Annotated in this window: 16 protein-coding genes; 9 read left to right on the top strand and 7 right to left on the bottom strand. The window is 68.2% G+C overall.

All coding sequences use genetic code 11. From position 1 onward, the window contains the following. Positions 1-25 precede the first annotated feature (25 nt). Complete coding sequence (gene coxB / locus ACK5NO_RS11705) at positions 26-871, bottom strand: cytochrome c oxidase subunit II (protein WP_416812857.1); 846 nt, start codon at positions 869-871, stop codon at positions 26-28. A gap of 56 nt (positions 872-927) precedes the next feature. Between coxB and ACK5NO_RS11710 the strand changes: the two genes are divergently transcribed. Continuing rightward, a complete protein-coding gene (locus ACK5NO_RS11710) occupies positions 928-2,043 on the top strand; it encodes an aminotransferase class V-fold PLP-dependent enzyme (protein WP_416812858.1) in 1,116 nt (371 codons plus the stop codon). A 77-nt stretch (positions 2,044-2,120) separates the two neighbouring features. Here ACK5NO_RS11710 and erpA read toward each other — a convergent pair whose 3' ends face one another. Next, entirely contained in the window at positions 2,121-2,474 is a 354-nt protein-coding gene (gene erpA, locus ACK5NO_RS11715; RefSeq protein ID WP_416812859.1) for an iron-sulfur cluster insertion protein ErpA, read from the bottom strand. 78 nt (positions 2,475-2,552) lie between these two features. Then, entirely contained in the window at positions 2,553-3,551 is a 999-nt protein-coding gene (locus ACK5NO_RS11720) for a glycerate kinase (RefSeq protein ID WP_416812860.1), read from the bottom strand. A gap of 40 nt (positions 3,552-3,591) precedes the next feature. On the opposite strand from ACK5NO_RS11720, the gene nadA reads away from it, so the two are divergent. From nadA to ACK5NO_RS11740, 4 genes are read left to right on the top strand one after another with little or no spacing between them, the layout of a single operon-like run. Continuing rightward, the gene (gene nadA / locus ACK5NO_RS11725; RefSeq protein ID WP_416812861.1) at positions 3,592-4,797 is read left to right on the top strand and encodes a quinolinate synthase NadA; all 1,206 of its coding nucleotides are present in this window, start codon (positions 3,592-3,594) and stop codon (positions 4,795-4,797) included. 31 nt (positions 4,798-4,828) lie between these two features. Next, positions 4,829-5,431: a DUF3043 domain-containing protein gene (locus tag ACK5NO_RS11730; RefSeq protein ID WP_416812862.1), complete on the top strand. Its 603-nt coding sequence runs from the start codon at positions 4,829-4,831 to the stop codon at positions 5,429-5,431. A gap of 27 nt (positions 5,432-5,458) precedes the next feature. Then, complete coding sequence (locus ACK5NO_RS11735) at positions 5,459-6,466, top strand: aldo/keto reductase family protein (RefSeq protein ID WP_416812863.1); 1,008 nt, start codon at positions 5,459-5,461, stop codon at positions 6,464-6,466. Between the two features lie 25 nt (positions 6,467-6,491). Beyond that, the gene (locus ACK5NO_RS11740; protein ID WP_416812864.1) at positions 6,492-7,562 is read left to right on the top strand and encodes a phosphoribosyltransferase; all 1,071 of its coding nucleotides are present in this window, start codon (positions 6,492-6,494) and stop codon (positions 7,560-7,562) included. On the opposite strand, the gene ACK5NO_RS11745 is transcribed toward ACK5NO_RS11740, so the two are convergent. Continuing rightward, positions 7,559-8,569 carry a quinone-dependent dihydroorotate dehydrogenase gene (locus ACK5NO_RS11745; protein WP_416812865.1) on the bottom strand — a complete coding sequence of 337 codons (1,011 nt, stop codon included), beginning with the start codon at positions 8,567-8,569 and terminating at the stop codon, positions 7,559-7,561. The genes ACK5NO_RS11740 and ACK5NO_RS11745 overlap by 4 nt on opposite strands. Before the next feature lie 32 nt (positions 8,570-8,601). Here ACK5NO_RS11745 and ACK5NO_RS11750 point away from each other — a divergent pair, with 32 nt between their 5' ends. Continuing rightward, positions 8,602-10,038, top strand: coding sequence for a leucyl aminopeptidase (locus ACK5NO_RS11750; RefSeq protein ID WP_416812866.1), 1,437 nt, complete (start codon positions 8,602-8,604; stop codon positions 10,036-10,038). A 408-nt stretch (positions 10,039-10,446) separates the two neighbouring features. Here ACK5NO_RS11750 and ACK5NO_RS11755 read toward each other — a convergent pair whose 3' ends face one another. Then, on the bottom strand, positions 10,447-10,785 hold the full coding sequence (locus ACK5NO_RS11755) for an oxidoreductase (RefSeq protein ID WP_416812867.1): 339 nt from the start codon (positions 10,783-10,785) through the stop codon (positions 10,447-10,449). 89 nt (positions 10,786-10,874) lie between these two features. On the opposite strand from ACK5NO_RS11755, the gene lpdA reads away from it, so the two are divergent. From lpdA to ACK5NO_RS11770, 3 genes are read left to right on the top strand one after another with little or no spacing between them, the layout of a single operon-like run. Further along, positions 10,875-12,260 carry a dihydrolipoyl dehydrogenase gene (gene lpdA, locus ACK5NO_RS11760; protein WP_416812868.1) on the top strand — a complete coding sequence of 462 codons (1,386 nt, stop codon included), beginning with the start codon at positions 10,875-10,877 and terminating at the stop codon, positions 12,258-12,260. Between the two features lie 20 nt (positions 12,261-12,280). Continuing rightward, positions 12,281-14,119, top strand: coding sequence for a 2-oxoglutarate dehydrogenase, E2 component, dihydrolipoamide succinyltransferase (gene sucB, locus ACK5NO_RS11765; RefSeq protein ID WP_416812869.1), 1,839 nt, complete (start codon positions 12,281-12,283; stop codon positions 14,117-14,119). Positions 14,120-14,121: 2 nt separating this feature from the next. Beyond that, a complete protein-coding gene (locus tag ACK5NO_RS11770; protein ID WP_416812870.1) occupies positions 14,122-15,012 on the top strand; it encodes a TIGR01777 family oxidoreductase in 891 nt (296 codons plus the stop codon). Here the strand turns inward: ACK5NO_RS11770 and ACK5NO_RS11775 are convergent. Together ACK5NO_RS11775 and ACK5NO_RS11780 are read right to left on the bottom strand one after the other, a co-directional pair. After that, positions 14,996-16,321 (bottom strand): protein kinase domain-containing protein, encoded by a 1,326-nt coding sequence (locus ACK5NO_RS11775; RefSeq protein WP_416812871.1) that lies wholly within the window; start codon positions 16,319-16,321, stop codon positions 14,996-14,998. The genes ACK5NO_RS11770 and ACK5NO_RS11775 overlap by 17 nt on opposite strands. Before the next feature lie 48 nt (positions 16,322-16,369). Then, on the bottom strand, positions 16,370-18,556 hold the full coding sequence (locus tag ACK5NO_RS11780; protein ID WP_416812872.1) for an MMPL family transporter: 2,187 nt from the start codon (positions 18,554-18,556) through the stop codon (positions 16,370-16,372). Between the last annotated feature and the right edge of the window lie 61 nt (positions 18,557-18,617).

Here is an 18,617-nt window from a genome sequence, read left to right on the forward strand (position 1 = left end):
TCAGATTCGAAGGTTGCGGTGGCCATTACTCGGTCTCCCCGTGCTCGTACGTGAAGTCGACCACCTGGTCGCGGCTGTATTCGAGGCCCAATGCGCCTTCGTAGCCCTTGTCGCGCAGTTCCTGCATCTTCGCCTCGTACACGTCGCGCTCGACGACCTCGACGTTGAAGAGCATGGCCGCGTGGTACTCGCCACACAGCTCTGCGCACTTGCCCTTGTAGGTACCCGTCTTGGTGGGGGTCACCTGCCACTCGTTGGTACGACCGGGAACCGTGTCCTCCTTGTAGAGGAACGCGGGGATCCAGAACGAGTGGATCACGTCACGCGAGTCGAGGTAGAAGTGGACGGTCTCGTCGACGGGCAGGTACAGGGTCGGAAGAGTCTCTTCGACACCCTCCTCACCGGTCAGGTTCGCCTGGACGCCCGGGTCGAACACGTCGTCCGTCAGGTAGTTGAAGTCCCAACTCCACTGCTTGCCGACGACCTGGATCTCGATGTCGGGCTCGGCCGACACGTCTGTCAAGAAGTCGATCTGCTCTGCGGTGAACTTGAACAGCACGCCCACGGCCATCAGCGGCACCAGGGTGTACATCAGTTCGAGCGGCAGGTGCACGCGGGTCTGCACCGGGAGCTTGTCGTCGCCCTTGCGCTTGCGGTACACCGCCACGCACCACAGGATCAGACCCCAGGTGATGACACCGACGACCAGCGCGGCGATCCACGACCCGTTCCACAAGGTAATGATGGGGCCGGTCTGGTTGGTGATCTCGGGGGTCGACGGCAGGGCGCCATTTTCAATGCCCTGAGAGCAACCAGAGAGCGCAAGTGCGACACCAGCGACGCCGGCGCCCACGGCGGCGTTTCTGGGCATACGTGTGACTATGTTTGGGGACACGCGGTCAGTCTAGCGCGCGATACCGTGGCGGCATGTCAGTTCGCCGCGTGTTCCTCGACAGTTCCGGCCGCTCTCCGATAACGAGCCGCACTGCCCAGGCGTTCCAGGCAGGACTCGCCGACGGCTGGGCCGATCCCGCCCGCCTGACTGCCGAGTCTCGCAAGGCCCGAGCCATCCTCGATGGGGCGACGGAGGCGATCGCCGATGCGCTGGGCGCCCACCCCGCGCATGTGCATTTCACGATGGGTTCCCATGTCGCTTTTGACCGTTCTTTGGCGGGCGTCGCGAAGGCACGTCGCGGGCGTTCCACCATTGTCGCGGGGGCGATTGAGCGGCAGGCCGTTCTTGAGAGCGCCAGGCACGCGAGCGACACCCTGGTGCGCGTCGACGTCGACCGCGACGGACACCTCCTGCTCGACGACTTTGCGCAGGCGGTCTCTCACCCCGATGTGTCTGTTGCCGCCGTGCAGCACGGCAACCACGAGATTGGCACCGTGCAACGGCTTGACGCGTTGGCCGACGCCGCTGCCGCCGCGGCGGTTCCGCTTGTCGTTGACGCCTCCGCGACGATCGGCCACACCGAGGCTCCCGAACGCTGGGACGTGCTCGTGGCAGACCCTGCGGATTGGGGCGCCCCGCTCGGCCTCGGCGTGATCGCCATGCGGCCCCGCACGCGCTGGCTCGCTGCCTGGCCAGGCGAGGGCTTCTCCCCCGGCGGCGTCTCCATCCCGCTCGCACTCGCCGCCGCCGTCGCCCTACAGGAACGGCTCGAAAACCTCGAGGACACCCGCACCAGGCTCACGGCGCTGACGGACCGCATGCGCCAGGTGCTCGCTCAGCTCGAGGGCGTCACCGTGGTGGGTGACCCACACGAGCGCCTCCCGCACCTCATCACCGCCGCCTTCATGTACCTCGACGGCGAGCCCTTGGTGAGCAGTCTTGACCGTGCTGGCTTCGCCGTCGGCAGCGGCTCGGCCTGCGGCTCCGACACATTCGAGCCCTCCCAGGTGCTCGCCGCGATGGGAGCTCTCACCCATGGCAACCTGCGCATCGGCCTCACGCCCGACGTACGCGAGGAAGACATCGAGCGTTTCTTGGTCACTCTGCCACGGGTCATGGAGGACGTGCGGCGCTCGATGACCGCCTGACGGCAGGCGCCAACAACGCGAACGGGCGGCCAGATCCACTGGGGATCGGGCCACCCGTCGGCGTAAGGATCAGTTGCTCAGCTGAACGAGTCTCCGCAAGCGCACGAGCTGGCGGCGTTGGGGTTGTCGATAGTGAAACCCTGCTTCTCGATCGTGTCGGCAAAGTCGATGGTCGCACCGTCCAGGTACGGCACCGACATCTTGTCGACGACGACCTCGACGCCGTCGAAGCCGCGCACGGCGTCTCCGTCCAGCACCCGCTCGTCGAAGTACAGCTGGTAGATGAGGCCGGAGCATCCTCCGGGCTGAACCGCCAGACGCAGGCGGAGGTCGTCGCGACCCTCCTGCTCCAACAGGCTCTTCACCTTGGCTCCAGCAGCGTCAGTGATGACGACTCCGTGAGCAACAGCCTCAGTGGCAGTATCAGTCATAGACCGCCTCCTTTCCTCGTTCCTGTTCCCTAGGGTACGCCCGACGAGCAGGGTTTCTTCAACCCCTCGTGGAGAAAGTCACGACAGGGCCTGCCAGGTCTGCGCCACACGCGCGATGCCGTCCCCCAGCCCAGCGGCTCCTGCGGCCCCCTCGTGGGCGGCCGCCACTCCCGCATTCATCAGGTCCCGACGGCCGATGCGCGAGCGCGGGGCGAGGATCACGCACGGCACGCCGGCCGCGCCAGCCGCCGCAGCCGCCGCTGGCACGGCACCTTCATCGAGGGTGCGGGGCTCGAGGCTCGGCACCACCGCCAGCGCGAGGTCGAGGCCCTGCGCATCGGCGACCTGGGCCCGGCCCAAGTCGGCAAGCACCTGACCCGCCGGAAGCAGCCGGGCGCCCGCAGCCGCGAGGCAATACGCCAAGCCGCTCGCGGCCCCGGTGCCCGGAGCATCCGACAATCGTGTCGAGCCCAACAATGACCGGGTCGTCGCCACGGGGTCACACTCGCGAGCGATGGCGCTCCACCGCTCCTCTTGGGCCTGGGCCGCCACCGCGATAGCTGTATCGGACTCACGCCGATCGCGCAGCGCAGCACTCATCCCGCGCATGCCCAACAACGGACGCTGCGAGGACACCGCGGCGACCAGCGCTAACGGCTTGAGAGAGTCACGGAACTGCGCGAGGTCGTCCCGCCACAGTTCCACAGCGTCGCCCGCAGGCGCCAGGTCTCCCACAGGGATCGTGACCGGTAGCGGCGCCGAGGTGTCACCGTGCTCGGCGGCAAGCGCGAGCAGGGCCTCGCCAAGAGCCTCGGGGTCCCACCGAAGGTTGCCATCCGGTGGAGACAGGACGAGCCCACGCCCCACCTCGACCGCCTCGATCCCTGCCACCTGCGTACGGGCGCCAGCGAGCGCATCGGCGCTGCGCGGGCCTCCATCGCCCATGGGGACTGCGATGACCTGTGCCGAGGGGCGTGTCTGGGTCCAAGCCTCGGCAACGCGCTGAGCCACCTCGGGCGCGGCCATGGTCACGTTGGGGCCCACGGGCCACGACTGGGCGAGGACGAGGATGCGCATGGCCTCTAGTGTGCCGCGCCGTCCATGCGACAATGACCGAATGACCACCACGTTCACCGAGCCGTCCGCGTCCCCTGCACTGTTGCTGCTGGGCCAACGCCGCGACCCGCTGTCCGAGCGCGGCGTCGACTGTCCGGGCGACCTGCCCGCACCGTCCGACCCGTTCCTTGTCGAGCGTGCCGAGCGTGCCAAGGCGGCGCTGGGCGATCGCGTGTTCATCCTGGGTCACCACTACCAGCGTGACGAAGTCATCCAGTTCGCCGATGTGACCGGCGACTCGTTCAAGCTTGCGCGCGAGGCCGCAGCACGGCCCGACGCCGAGTACATCGTGTTCTGCGGCGTGCACTTCATGGCTGAGTCGGCGGACATCCTGACGTCGGACGACCAGGCAGTGGTGCTGCCCGACATGGCGGCCGGCTGCTCGATGGCCGACATGGCCAACATCAATCAGGTCGAGGATGCGTGGGAGCAGCTGGCAGAGGCCGGCATCGCCGACCGCACCGTGCCCGTGACCTACATGAACTCCACCGCCGCGATCAAGGCCTTCTGCGGTCGCAACGAGGGTGTCGTGTGTACCTCGTCCAACGCCGAGGTCGCCCTGCGCTGGGCCTACGACCAGGTGGGCGGCGTCGAGGGCGACGGCAAGGTGCTGTTCCTGCCCGACCAGCACCTAGGGCGCAACACCGCCGTGCTCCAGCTCGGCCTGTCGCTCGACGACTGCGTGGTTTACGACCCTCGCAAGCCGCTCGGTGGCAACACCGCTGAGGAACTCCAGGCCGCCAGGATCATCCTGTGGAAGGGCCACTGCTCCGTGCACGGCCGATTCCGCAAGGAAAACGTCGAAGCCGCGCGCGAGCGGGTGCCCGGCATCAACGTGCTCGTGCACCCCGAGTGCACCCACGAGGTCGTCACCCGCGCCGACTACGTGGGCTCGACGGAGTTCATCATCAACACGCTCAATGCAGCCGAGCCCGGCTCGTCCTGGGTGATCGGCACCGAGCTGAACCTCGTGCGTCGTCTCGCCAACGCCCACCCCGACAAGGACATCCACTTCCTTGAAGACACCGTGTGCTTCTGCTCGACGATGAACCGGATCGACCTTCCCCACCTGGTGTGGGCGCTCGAATCTCTCGTGGCGGGCGAGGTCCCCAACCGCATCGTCGTGGATGACCGGACTCAGGTCGAGGCCAAGGTGGCCCTCGACCGTATGCTCGCCCTGCCAGCCAACACCCCCGCTGCGCCATAAGCGGCCCCGTCGCCTTTGCACTGAGGAATACATGAAGAAGAACGATTCTGACCCCGTTGTGCCCGAGTCCACCGTGAACGTGCCAGGCGAGGTGGTGGGCGAGTCCGCGCCGGCCGGCAAGGGCCGCCCCACCCCTAAGCGCAAGGAGCAGGAAGCGGCCAAGTACCGCGGCCTGATGGCAGACCCCAAGTCAGATGCCAAGGAACGCCGCGCGAAGCAGCGTGAATTGCGCAACAAGGAGTACGAGGCGATGCGCGCGGGCGACGAGCGCAACATGCCGCTTGAGCACCGCGGTCCCGAACGGCGCTTCTTGCGCGACTGCGTGGATGCTCGCACCTCGCTTGGCGAGTGGCTGCTGCCGATGGCGATCCTGTTCGTGATCCTGTCGCTTGGATTCGGAAGCCTCTCCCCCGTCCTGAGTTTCCTCATCGTCGTCGTGTTCTACGTGATCGTGCTTGCCGCGGGTCTCGACACGTTCTTTGCCGTGCGCCGCATCAAGAAGCGCTTTATCGCCAAGTTTGGCGAGATGAAGTTGCCGCGCGGGTGGACCTTCTACGTGATCTCCCGCGCGCTCAACATGCGCCGTTTCCGCGTACCCAAGCCCAAGGTCGCCCGCGGAGAGCACCCGGTCTAAGCCCCTACGCGCCTTAGGGTGGTAGCCATGATCAACTACCGCTACCTGGGCAACTCCGGGCTCAAGATCACCGAACTCACCTACGGCAACTGGCTCACCCACGCCTCGCAGGTGGCCAACGAGCAGGCCGCCGCCTGCGTGAAAGCCGCCCTCGACGTCGGCATCTCGTCCTTTGACACCGCCGATGCCTACGCCAACACCGCGGCGGAGTCGGTGCTGGGCGACATCCTCGCTGGCGAGCGTCGCGAGAGCCTCGAGATCTTCACCAAGGTGTACTGGCCCACCGGCCCCAAGGGCGCCAACGACACTGGACTGTCGCGCAAGCACATCATGGAGTCCATCAACGGCTCGCTGCGTCGCCTCAAGACCGACTATGTCGACCTCTACCAGGCACACCGCTACGACCACGAGACCCCGCTCGAAGAGACGATGATCGCGTTCGCCGACATCGTCCGTCAGGGCAAGGCGCTGTACATCGGCGTGAGCGAGTGGACCGCTGAGCAGATCAGCGCCGGCGTGGCGCTGGCCGACGAACTCAACATCCAGCTCATCTCGAACCAGCCCCAGTACTCGATGCTGTGGCGCGTCATCGAGGACGAGGTCGTCCCCGCCTCCGAGGTCAGCGGTGTGAGCCAGATCGTCTGGTCGCCCGTTGCGCAGGGCGTGCTCACGGGCAAGTACAAGCCGGGTCAGGCGCTGCCCGAGGGATCGCGCGCCACCGACGAGAAGGGTGGCGCGGACATGATCAAGCGCTACCTCAACGACGACGTTCTGACGCGGGTGCAGAAGCTCCAGCCCATCGCCGAGGAGCTCGACCTCACCATGGCGCAGCTCGCGATCGCGTGGGTGCTGCAGAATCCGAACGTGTCTGCGGCCATCATCGGTGCCTCGCGCCCCGAGCAGGTCAAGGAAAACGCCAAGGCCTCCGGTGTGGAGATCCCCGCCGAGCTCATGACGCGTATCGACGAGGCCCTTGGCGAGATCGTCGAGCACGACGCGGCCAAGACCGTCGAGACCAACCCGCAGGGCCGCTAGGCCCCACACCACCGCGCGGCGCATCGTGCCCTCCGAGCCTCAGGATTCCTCCCTGGACTGGGAGGCGATGCGCCGCGCGGTGCATTCCCTTGGCGTACCGCTCGATGAGCTGGTACTCGCGGGGTCTGCACCGCTCGTGGCGTGCGGCGCCATTGAGGCCGCCGGCGATCTCGACCTCGTGGCCTTAGGGTCCGCCTGGGCGATGCTCGCGGCCCGCGGAAAGGTCACCGAGGGTGCTCTCGGCGACCGCGTGGTGGACCTGCCCGGTGGGATCCAGGTGTTCTCCGGGTGGCACGGCGAGGACGCCGGGGCGGTGACCGCGGCGGCCCGGACCGTCGACGGACTACACGTGCTGGATCTTGCACCGGTGATCGCGTACAAGCGTCGGCTCGACCGCCCCAAGGATCGTGTACACCTCGCGGCCCTGACTCGATGGGCACGGTCGCCCTCGTGTCTGGCCCGCGCCCGAAGGCTCGCCGACCGTCGCGAGGCGGGCACGCTGCTCGCTTGCACGCTCGCCGATGCGCAACTCGGTAGTCCGATCGTGCTGGCGTTGCCGCGAGGCGGCGTACCCGTAGCCGCTCCCCTGGCGCGGGCCCTGGACTCACCCCTCGGCGTACTCGTGGTGCGCAAACTTGGCGTCCCGTGGAACCCGGAGTACGCGTTCGGTGCTCTCGGCGAGGGCGGAGCGACGGTGATCGACGACTCCGTGGTCGCCGCGGCCGGCCTCAGCGCCGATCAGATCGCCACCGTGGTGGCGGAGGAAACCGCGGAACGTGACCGGCGCATCGGCCTGTACCGGCCCGACCGCGCGCCACTTGATCTCACCGGCCGCACCGCCATCATCGTCGACGACGGCGCCGCAACCGGCGCCACCGCCCTCGCCGCGATCGCCGTCTCGCGCGCCCTCGGTGCCGCGAAGGTCCTGGTAGCCGTAGGGGTCGCATCGCCTGAGACGCTCGAGACCCTATCCAGCACGGCCGATGCGGCCATCGCCGCCGTCACGGCGTCACCCTTTCATGCCGTCGGGCAGTGGTACGAGGACTTCGCGCAGACCACCGACGACGAGGTCAGGGCTCTGCTCGGCCTGACCTAGCCCTCGTCGCCCAGGCTGGCGTTGAGCTTCGCGACCCAGCCGGGCCCGTTGTACACGAAGCCCGTGTAGACCTGCACGAGCCTGGCACCGGCGGCCACCATGGCACGTCCATCGGCAAGGGAGTCGATGCCGCCGACGCCGATGATCGTAAGTTGCTCGCCTGCCCGTTCGCGCAGGCGCGACACCACCTCGAGAGCGCGGGCGTGGACCGGAGGCCCGGACAAGCCACCCTCGCCGCGCTCATGCGCGATGGTCGTGTTGGTCGCGATGATGCCGTCAAGGCCCAGCTCGAGGGCAAGGTCCGCGACAGAATCGACGTCCTCGTCCGCAAGGTCAGGCGCGATCTTCACGAGCAGCGGCACCCGGGTGGTGGTCGACTCGTCTGCCGCCTGACGCACGGCCGCGAGGATCGGCCGCAGCGCCTCGGTGGACTGCAAGTCGCGCAGGCCGGGCGTGTTGGGCGACGACACGTTCACCACGAGGTAGTCGGCATAACGCGCGAGGGCACGGGCCGAGTAGGCGTAGTCCTCAGCAGCCTCATCGGCGGGGGTCACCTTGGTCTTGCCAATGTTGACGCCCAGCACGACCTCGTTGCCGGCACGAGTGCGGCGCAAGCGTGCGAGCCTGGCGGCCACCGCATCGGCCCCATCGTTGTTGAAGCCCATGCGATTGCGCAGGCCCCTCACGTCGCGTTCGCGCCACGAGCGAGGCTTGTCATTACCGGGTTGCCCCTGAGCGGTGACGGTACCGATCTCGACAAACGCGAAACCGGCCGCCGCGAGGCCCACGACGGCCTCGGCGTTCTTGTCCATCCCTGCGGCCAGACCCACGCGGCCAGGGAAGTCGATACCCATCGCCTGCACGCGGTACGACGGCTGTCGCGTGAGGTTCACGGAGCGCGCGAGGCGGAACGCCCACCCGCCCCAGCGGAAGGCCCCGACACCGAACAGATGGGCCTTCTCGGCATCGACGCGAGTCAGCACATGGTCATAGAACAGGCGATACACGGCACCAACGTAGCGCGGGATAGGCTCGAGACATGACCTCATTGAACGCCACGAGCGACCTTGTCTCGACCATCGACGCCGACGCCCTGATCCTGGGCTTCGACGGCGACGTCACCGTCCACCCCCAGCTGCCCGAGGAGGTGCGTGCCTCAGTTGCCGAGAGCGCATCGGCCCTCGACCCCTCCGCCAAGCTCGGCGCCACCACCGTGATCCCCGGCGCTTCCGTCTCCGCCAAGCGCATTGTGCTGGTGGGTGTGGGCGACGCGACCGAGGGTGACCTGCGCTTCGCCGCCGGCGCCGCCGCGCGCGCCGTGGGCAAGAAGCCCGCGACCGTCGTGGTCGCGCTGCCCGCCGAGGGCGACGCCCTTACCGCCGCTGTCGCCGAGGGTGCGCTGCTGGGCGCCTACACGTTCACCGATTACAAGTCGGGCCAAGACGACGAGCCGCACCCCACCGCGTGGCTGATCGCTGGCGCCTCGGACGCCGCGATCGAGCGGGCATCCATCATCGCCGGCGCGGTCGCCTCGACGCGTGACCTCACCAACACCTCCCCGCTTGACTTGTACCCCGCCTCGTTCGCCGAGATCGCCGAGGGCTACGCCAAGCAGTTGGGCGTCGACGCGAAGACCTGGGAACCCCAGGAACTTGCCGACGAGGGCTTCGGCGGCATCCTCGCCGTGGGCATGGGCTCCTCGCGCCTGCCCCGCCTGGTGCGCCTGGCCTGGAACCCGGAGGGTGCGACGCAGACCATCGCGCTCGTGGGCAAGGGCATCACCTTCGACACGGGCGGCATCTCGCTCAAGCCCGCCAAGTCGATGGAGACCATGAAGTCCGACATGACCGGTGCTGCCGCCGTCATGAACATCGTGTTCGCCGCCGCGCGGGCCAAGCTCCCCATCGCCGTCACCGGCTGGCTGTGCCTCGCGGAGAACATGCCTTCTGGCACCGCGCAGCGCCCCTCCGACGTGATCCGCATGTACGGCGGCACCACCGTCGAGGTGCTCAACACCGACGCCGAGGGCCGCCTGGTCATGGGCGACGGACTTGCGCGCGCCATCGAGGAGAACCCCGACGCGGTGCTCGACATCGCAACCCTGACCGGCGCCCAGGGCGTCGCGCTCGGCACCCAGACCTCCGCGGTCATGGGCGACGAGACGCTGCGTGCGCAGATCGTGGATGCGGCCGACGACGTGGCCGAGCCCTTCTGGCCCATGCCGCTGCCCGCGCACCTGCGCGAGGGCCTCGAGTCCAAGATCGCCGACCTGCAGAACATCGGCGAGCCCAGCGGCGGCATGCTGTCCGCAGGCCTGTTCCTCAAGGAGTTCGTGGGCGACACCCCCTGGGCGCACCTCGACATTGCGCGCCCCGCGTTCAACGAGGGCAAGGCCTACGGCTTCACGCCCGCGGGTGGCACCGGAGCCTCGGTGCGCACGGTGTTCCGCTTCCTCGAGCAGCGCGCTGGTCTCTAAGCGCTGACCTCCTCAGTGGCGAAGGCCCGGTTCCCTTGGGGGGCCGGGCCTTCGTGCTGCTGCGGCGCAGGTCCGGTGGCTCGCTGGTGCGGTGGCTCGCTTCCACGCTCTCCGCTCGAACTGCGAACCACTTTCGCCTGCGACACCCCGGCAGCGCGCGCGGGGTGGGCGGGCGTCGCGGCGTGTCGCGTCCGGATCGGTTCGCAGTTCGAGGGGCGGAGGCCCGCCCGCGCGCTGACAGTTCCGAACCTTCTTGACCCGACACGCCGCGCGCATCAGCCGCACAGCGCATCGGGCACGGCGTGTCGCGCGCCCGATGTTCGAAACTGTCGGGTGGAGACGGGAAGCGGGCGACGCGGGGTGGGGCTACGCGACGCGGGCGACGGGACGCAGGGGTGGGCGCCCGGCTCAGCGGGACTTGCGCTGCTTCTCGTTCCATTCGCGCATACGCGACGGATACCCCGAGAGGTTGACGTCGAACGCGGGGACGCCAAGCTGCTGGGCCACCTTGCGAGCCGTGGCCGTGTCAGGCACGCGCCTGCGGGTCCACTCGCCGGTGTCGGCCACCACCACCATGGTGGTTTGCGTCACACGCGTGGGCGGTTCGATGAAGGCCTCGCAACCCTGGTGGGTCTGGACGAACGCCTTAAAGTGCGAAATCGTCTCGGAGCGGGCCTCCTTCGAGGCAGTTCCCGTAGTAGCTGCGTTGCTGCGGCCCGAGCCGAAGATACGCGAGAAGAAGCTCATGGAGCCAGGGTAGTCGCGCAGAGGGTTCGCGTCACCGCTGACAGGTGGCAAGATGGGCAGTACCGATATCCCCACAAGGAGAGCTCATAGTGACCGAGTCCACCCCACGCTCGTTTGATCTGATTGTTCTTGGCGGAGGTTCGGGTGGCTATGCAGCCGCCCTGCGTGCCGCACAACTCGGCCTCACGGTGGGCCTCGTGGAAGAGTCGAAGGTGGGTGGCACGTGCCTGCACAACGGCTGCGTCCCCACCAAGGCCCTCTTGCACACCGCAGAGCTCGCCGACAACGCCCGCGAGGGCGCCAAGTACGGCGTGAACTCCACCCTCGAGTCCATCGACATGACCGTGGTCAACCAGTACAAGCAGGGCGTCATCGACCGCCTGTACAAGGGACTCCAGGGCCTCATCAAGCTGCGTAAGGTCACCGTCATCGAAGGCCACGGCACGCTCGTGGGCCCCGACGCCGTTGAGGTGCGCGGTGAGCGCTACACCGGCAAGCACATTGTGCTTGGCACCGGCTCCTACGCCCGCTCGCTGCCCGGCCTCGAGATCGGCGGTCGCGTGATGACCTCTGACCAGGCTCTCGCGCTCGAGCATGTTCCCTCTTCTGCCATCGTCCTAGGCGGCGGCGTCATCGGCGTCGAGTTCGCCTCGGTGTGGAAGTCGTTCGGTGCTGACGTGACCGTGGTCGAGGCGCTGCCTCACCTGGTCCCCAACGAGGACGAGTCGCTGTCCAAGGGACTTGAGCGCGCCTTCCGCAAGCGCAAGATCGACTTCAAGCTCGGCGTGCGTTTCCAGGGCGTGGAGCAGACCGACTCAGGCGTGCGCGTCTCGCTTGAGGACGGCACCGTGCTGGAGGCCGAGGTCCTGCTCGTCGCCGTGGGCCGTGGCCCCCGCACCTCGGGACTTGGCTACGAGGAGCAGGGAATCCGCATCGATCGCGGGTTCGTCCTGACCGACGACAAGCTCCACACTGGCGTGGCCAACATCTATGCCGTGGGTGACATCGTCCCCGGCCTGCAGCTCGCGCACCGCGGCTTCCAGCAGGGCATCTTTGTCGCTGAGACGATCGCCGGGCTCTCGCCGCAGCCCATCGTCGAGGCGAACATCCCGCGTGTGACCTACTGCGACCCCGAGGTCGCGTCCGTGGGTCTCACCGAGGCCAAGGCCAAGGAGGCCCATGGCGCCGAAGCTGTGGAGACCGTCGAGTACAACCTCGGTGGCAACGGCAAGAGCCAGATCCTCGGCACCCAGGGCTTCATCAAGCTCGTCCGCGTCAAGAACGGCCCCGTGGTCGGCGTTCACATGCTCGGCGCCCGCGTCGGCGAGCAGATCGGCGAGGCGCAGCTCATCGTGAGCTGGGAGGCACACCCCGAGGATGTCGCCCCCCTCATCCACGCTCACCCCACTCAGAACGAGGCGATGGGCGAAGCCCACCTGGCTCTGGCCGGCAAGCCGCTTCACGCTCACGACTGATATCGGAGACAATTCCCACCATGAGCAATGACGTCACTCTCCCCGCCCTCGGTGAATCTGTCACCGAAGGAACCGTCACCCGCTGGCTGAAGTCCGTCGGCGACACCGTCGAGGTCGACGAGCCCCTGCTCGAAGTCTCGACCGACAAGGTCGACACCGAGATCCCCTCGCCCTTCGCAGGAATCCTCACCGAGATCCTGGTCCAGGAGGACGAGGATGCAGAGGTCGGCGCAGTCCTGGCCCGCATCGGCGACGCCGGCGAGCAGCCTGCGGCACCGTCCGCTCCGGCAGAGGCTTCGGCCCCCGTCGCGGCATCCGCACCCGCAGAGGCTCCTGCGCCTGTGCAAGAGTCCGCTCCTGTTCAGGAGTCGGTACCTGCTGCGGCCGCTGCCCCCGCATCGGCACCTGCCGCAGCAGGTGGCCAGGACGTGACCCTGCCCGCCCTGGGCGAGTCGGTCACCGAAGGCACCGTCACCCGCTGGCTGAAGTCGGTCGGCGACACCGTCGAGGTCGACGAACCCCTGCTCGAAGTCTCGACCGACAAGGTCGACACCGAGATCCCCTCGCCCTTCGCCGGAACCCTCACCGAGATCCTGGTCCAGGAGGACGAGGATGCAGAGGTCGGCGCAGTCCTGGCCCGCATCGGCGAGGCAGGCGCGGCCCCCGCACCCGCATCGGCGCCTGCAGAGGCTCCCGCACAGGCATCCGCTCCTGTTCAGGAGTCGGCACCGGCCCCCGAGCCGCAGGCCACCGCGGCCGCTCCTGCTCAGGCAGAGCCCGCATCGTCGCCTGCTGCCGAGGCCGCAGCGCCCGCCCAGCAGGAGCAGGCTGCCGACCCGGCACCGGCTTCCGCTCCCGCGTCGGCCCCCGCACCCGCACCCGCATCGGCTCCCGCCGCTGCCGCGTCCGCGGAGGCTTCGACCGGCTCCGGCTACGTCACGCCGATCGTGCGCAAGCTCGCGCGTGAGCGCGGCGTCGACCTGGGCGCCGTCGTCGGCACCGGGGTGGGCGGCCGTATCCGCAAGGAGGACGTGCTGAGCGCTGCCGAGGCTCCCGCCGCCGCTCCGGTTGCACAGGCCCCGACGGCACAGGCCCCCGCGGCCGCTCCCGCCGCATCGGCCAACGAGGTCACGGTCTCCGAGCTGCGTGGCACCACGGTCAAGATGACCCGGATCCGCAAGATCACGTCGGACAAGATGATGGAGTCGCTGCACGGCATGGCGCAGCTCACCTCCGTCGTCGAGGTCGACTGCACCAAGATCTTCGCGCTGCGTGCCAAGAACAAGGCCGCGTTCTCCGACAAGCACGGCGTGAACCTCACGTTCCTGCCGTTCTTCACCCGCGCGGTGTCCATCGCGCTGCAGGAGCACGCGTTCCTCAACGCCTCGGTCGAGGGCGACTCGATCGTCTACCACCCCACGGTCAACCTGTCCCTCGCGGTCGACACTCCGAAGGGCCTCATGCTGCCGACGCTGCGTGACGCCGACTCGAAGACGATCGTCGACCACGCCAAGGGCATCGTGGATCTCGCGGGCAAGGCGCGCGATGGCGGCCTGAAGTCGGACGAGATCTCGGGCGGTACGTTCTCGGTGACCAACACCGGTTCGGGCGGCACGCTGTTCGACACGCCGATCGTCCCCTCCCCGCAGGTGGGCATCCTGGCGACGTGCGCGATCGTCAAGAAGCCTGTCGTGGTCAAGGGCCCCGACGGCGAGGACGTCATCTCCGTGCGCCCCATGTGCTACCTGCCGCTGTCCTACGACCACCGGATCGTGGACGGCGCCGACGCGGCCCGCTTCCTGCAGACCGTCAAGCGCATTATTGAGGCCGGCGAGTTCGAGTCCGAGCTCGGCCTGTAACGATGAAGGTCGTGATCGCCGGCTCGTCCGGTCTCATCGGCACAGCGCTCAAAGAGTCGCTCAACGCTGACGGTCACGATGTCATCGCCCTGGTGCGGCGGGAGTCGCGGGGTCCTCAGGAGTCATCCTGGGACCCCGCCTCCGGCCGCATCGACCACGACCTGCTGGCAAGCGCCGATGCCGTGGTCAACCTGGCAGGAGCATCGATCGGTCGCAAGCGCCTCACCGACTCCTACGCCAAGGTAGTTCTTCAATCTCGGCTCGACGCGACCGGCACCATTGCTCGCTCGCTCGCCGATCACGACTTCGCTGGCGTCCTTGTGCAGGGTTCCGCCATGGGCTATTACGGCGACCGTGGCGAGGAAAAGCTCACCGAACGCTCGGGGGCAGGCTCAACGCTGCTCGCCTCCATCGTGACCCAGTGGGAGGCCGCCGCCCAACCCGCAGTCGACGCGGGAGTGCGCACCGTCTTCACGCGCACCGGCCTGGTCCTCGCGCCCCACGGGGGCTTCGCCGAGCGTCTGTTGCCGCTGGTCAAGCGAGGGCTGCTGCGCTCGCTCGGCAAGGGCGATGCCTGGCACGCCTGGGTCGCTCTGCCCGATCACGTGCGGGCGTTGCGTTTCCTGATCGATAGCGAGCACCGAGGCCCGGTCAACTGCATCGCCCCGGCCGCGGTGCGTGATGTTCAGTTGATGCGCGCCCTGTCCGAGGCCGCAGGACGCTCCCCTGGCGTGAGTGTGCCCGCCTGGGCGCTGCGCATCGCAATCGGACCCGCCATCGAAGACCTGTTGTCGAGTCAGAATGCGACTCCGGGCGTGCTCAGCAGGCTCGGATTCCAGTGGGATCTGCCCTTCATCGACGCTGCCGCGCGGTACGTCACCGAGCAGCGCTGACCTCGCTGACCCACCAGCGTCCGTCCCACCTGAGCGTCATCATGACGCTCTCCTCGTGGGCCTCCACCTGGTGTCGGCCGTCCTGATCGTTGACCGTGTGCGCGCTGAGCACGTACGACAGTCGGACGGTGCTGAGATCGTCACTCGTCGACACCAACTCCGCTTCGATGTCGGACACTGCTAACCCCTCGTAGGAGCGCTCCCCCTGCTCGATCGCCTGCGCCAACTCGTGGAGCCCCCTCACCACGCGCGCCTCGCCCTCACTTAACTCCGCGCTCCCAGACTCGCTTGGCGCGACCAGGTCGCGCAGCGCCTGGCTATCGCCCTGCGCCAGGGCCTCGACCCGCACGAGGGTGAGGTGCTCGGCAGCTTGAGCGGCGTGCGCACGGTCACCAAGCACCTGGGCCGGCTGAGGGAGGGCCGATGCAGTGGCCAGCTCGGGTGCGTCGGTGGGCAAGGCGCTTGCTGACATAGCCGGAGCGGGCACCGCAGCATGCGCAGGGGCGAGCACGGCGTCGACGGCGCGCGGTACCGCGATGACGATGCCGAGACCGGCACCGAGCGTCGCCACCGCCGCACCGGCCCTCACCACGATCTTGCGCACGCGCCATGGCCGTCCCGCCCCGATCCGCTCGGTCCGACCCGCTGCGCGAGAGCGGGCTGCAGCCACCACGTCGAAGCTGTCCGGGATGCTGATGGGGACCGCTGGGGCAAGAGCCTGGAGCGCTGACGTCGCCACAGTGATGGGTGGCCTGGCCGCGGGATCGCGTGCCAGCAGCGGCTGTGTCCAGGCGTCGACCCGAGCCTGTTCCGACGGTTCACTCGCCCAGCGCAGTAGCGCGCCGAGGCTGTACACATCCCCCGGGAGGGTTGCCCCCGCGGGCCGCTCCGGCGCGCGAAAGCCCACCGTGCCGAGCTCGTCCTCGAGGCACCCCGACAGCGTGTCGACAAGGACGACGCCGGTCCCGCTCACCACCACGTTCGCGGGTGAGAGGTCGCCGTGAACGAGCCCCGCCTTGTGCATGTGTGTGAGCGCCGTGCCGATCTGTGCGGCGAGCCACGCGCACTCGCCCCCGCTCAAGGGTCCGCGGCGCATGGCAATGGCGCCAAGGTCGGTGCCATCGACCCACGGGACCTCCACCACGACCGTGCCGTCGGGCTCGTGCGACACCCGCCGTGGCACCAGCACCGAGTCGCATGACAACGCCTCGAGGGCAGCGGCGCGTACCTTGACGCGCTGGAACAAGTCCTCGCCCCGGCCCACGGCACGGCGCAGTCCCCCAGCCGCGATGGCGGTGTCGGTGCTCATGCCCCCACGGTGCCCGGATCCCGGGCTCCATGGGCGCTGTCCACAGGGTCAGGAGGGAATGCGCGACCTCCACGGCCACCACGAGTTGCGACCCACGTCTGCGACAAGGCCAGGCACGAGCAGCGATCGCACGACGAAGGTGTCGACCAACACGCCCAGGCCCACGATGACGGCGATCTGCGCGAGGAAGATGAGCGGAATCACTCCCAGTGCCGCAAAGGTCGCCGCGAGCACGATGCCCGCCGAGGTGATCACGCCACCGGTCACGGCCAGCGCGCGTCGCGTTCCCGCACGCGTGCCGTGGGCGAGCGACTCCTCCCGTGTCCGCGACATGAGGAAGATCGAGTAGTCCACTCCGAGCGCGACCAAGAACACGAATCCCAGGAGCGGCACCGCAGGATCCGACCCGGGGAAGTCGAACACGTGGTTGAAGAGGATCGCTGACACACCAATGGTGGCGGCGTAGGAAAGGATGTTCGCGACCACGATGAGCGCGGGGGCGACCACGGAGCGCAACAGCATCACGAGCACCACAAAGATCACCGCGAGGATGGTCGGGATGATGACGAGCGTGTCGCGCTGAGTCGTCAGTCGCGTGTCGAGCTGCTCGGCAGCCTGTCCACCGACAAGGATGTCGTCACTGATGGGGTGAACGGCATCGCGCACGTCCTGAACGATGTCGGCGGCCTCAGCGGAGCTTGAGGACACCTGCGTGATGGCGACCACCTCGACCAAGCCGTCCACCACGATGGGGTCTTCGGGCTCGAAGCCGCCCCCGGCCCCCGTGGCCGCCATGGTGGGCGTCAGCAGAGTCGCGCTCTCGACTCCACCGACTCCGGCAGCAGCGTCGACCACGGCCTGGCCGTCGGCCTCGGGGGCAATGATCCTGATCGGCGAGGTCGCGCCAGCATCGAAGTGGTCCTCGAGCACCGCCGTGCCCTGGACGGAGTCCACGCGGCCGGTGAAGACGTCGCCTTCACCGAGGCCGCCGGTCTTGAAGGTCGGCAGGAAGGCAGCGGCGATCACCAGTCCGAGCGCGGCGAGCGCCCACGTCCGGCGCGGGTGCGCGTCGACGTTGCGGGCGAGGCGGGGCCAGAAGCCGGCACCCTGCGAGGGATCCTGCTCCAAGTGGTCGACCTCACCCTGGTAGCGAGGCATCGCGGGCCAGAACACTCCCCTGGCGTGCTTTCCTCCGATGAGCAGCAGCGCCGGCAACAGCGTGAGGGCCGCCAGCAGCGCGCTGGCGATACCGATCGCGCCAGCAGGGCCGAGCGCGGCATTGGACTTCAGGTCGCTGAGGAGTAGCACGAGCAGACCAAGGATCACGGTGCCGGCCGATGCGGCAATGGGTTCGAGTGAACGGCGCCACGCGTGCGCCAGAGCCGAGTAGGGCGACTCCGTCCGCAGCAGTTCCTCGCGATAGCGTGCCACGAGCAGCAATGCGTAGTCGGTGGTCGCTCCCACCACGAGGATGAACATGATGCCCTGCGACTGGCCGTTGAGCGTGATGACGTCCGCGTCCGCCAGCGCAAACACGGCAAGGATCGCACCCGTCAATCCGATGAGTGCCGTCGTGAGCACGATGAACGGCAGTACCGGGCTGCGGTAGACAAACAGCAGGATAACGAGCACCACGGCTAGCGCGACCAGCAGCAGGATGCCGTCGATGCCCGCGAAGGCCTCGAGAAGATCGGCCAGGACGCCGAGTCCTCCGGTCAGGTGTCCCTCGAGTTCGGTGTCGACACCGGCCCACACGTCGCGGATCGTGTGGGCGACCAGTTCACCCATGGACTCTTCGCCCACGTTCTGCTCGACCAGGTCCGCGTCGATGCTGAACGCGATGAAGACTGCTTCGCCGTCCTCTGACGGCACGATCGGGGGCGCGGCTTGGCTCGCGGGCGGTGACAGGACGTCGCCCACGGTGCGGCCCTCGGGGTCACCGTCGATCGGGGTCGCGATGACCTCCTCGACGTACGCCTGCACCGTCACGAGGTCGTCCTCGCCCTCAATGCCGTCGACCACGAAGATGCCGGGGACCGCCTGGGCGGGCATGAACTCGGCGTGGAGTTCAGCGGCCCGCGTGGACTCCGCCGATGAGGGCAGGAACGCCGCAGCATCGTTCTCCTGGACGTCGGAGAGCTTGCCGAAGGTCTGCCCCCCGACTGCTCCGACGGCTAGCCAACCTGCGATGACAAGAAGAATGAGGACGGGCCTAAGCCACGCGCGCGAGGACATGCTCATATGGTGCCCTAACGCGCTGACATCGCCGGTATTCCTGCACGTTAGCCTGGGTCTC

The organism is Demequina sp. (assembly GCF_047975725.1).
Classification (GTDB): Bacteria; Actinomycetota; Actinomycetes; order Actinomycetales; family Demequinaceae; genus Demequina.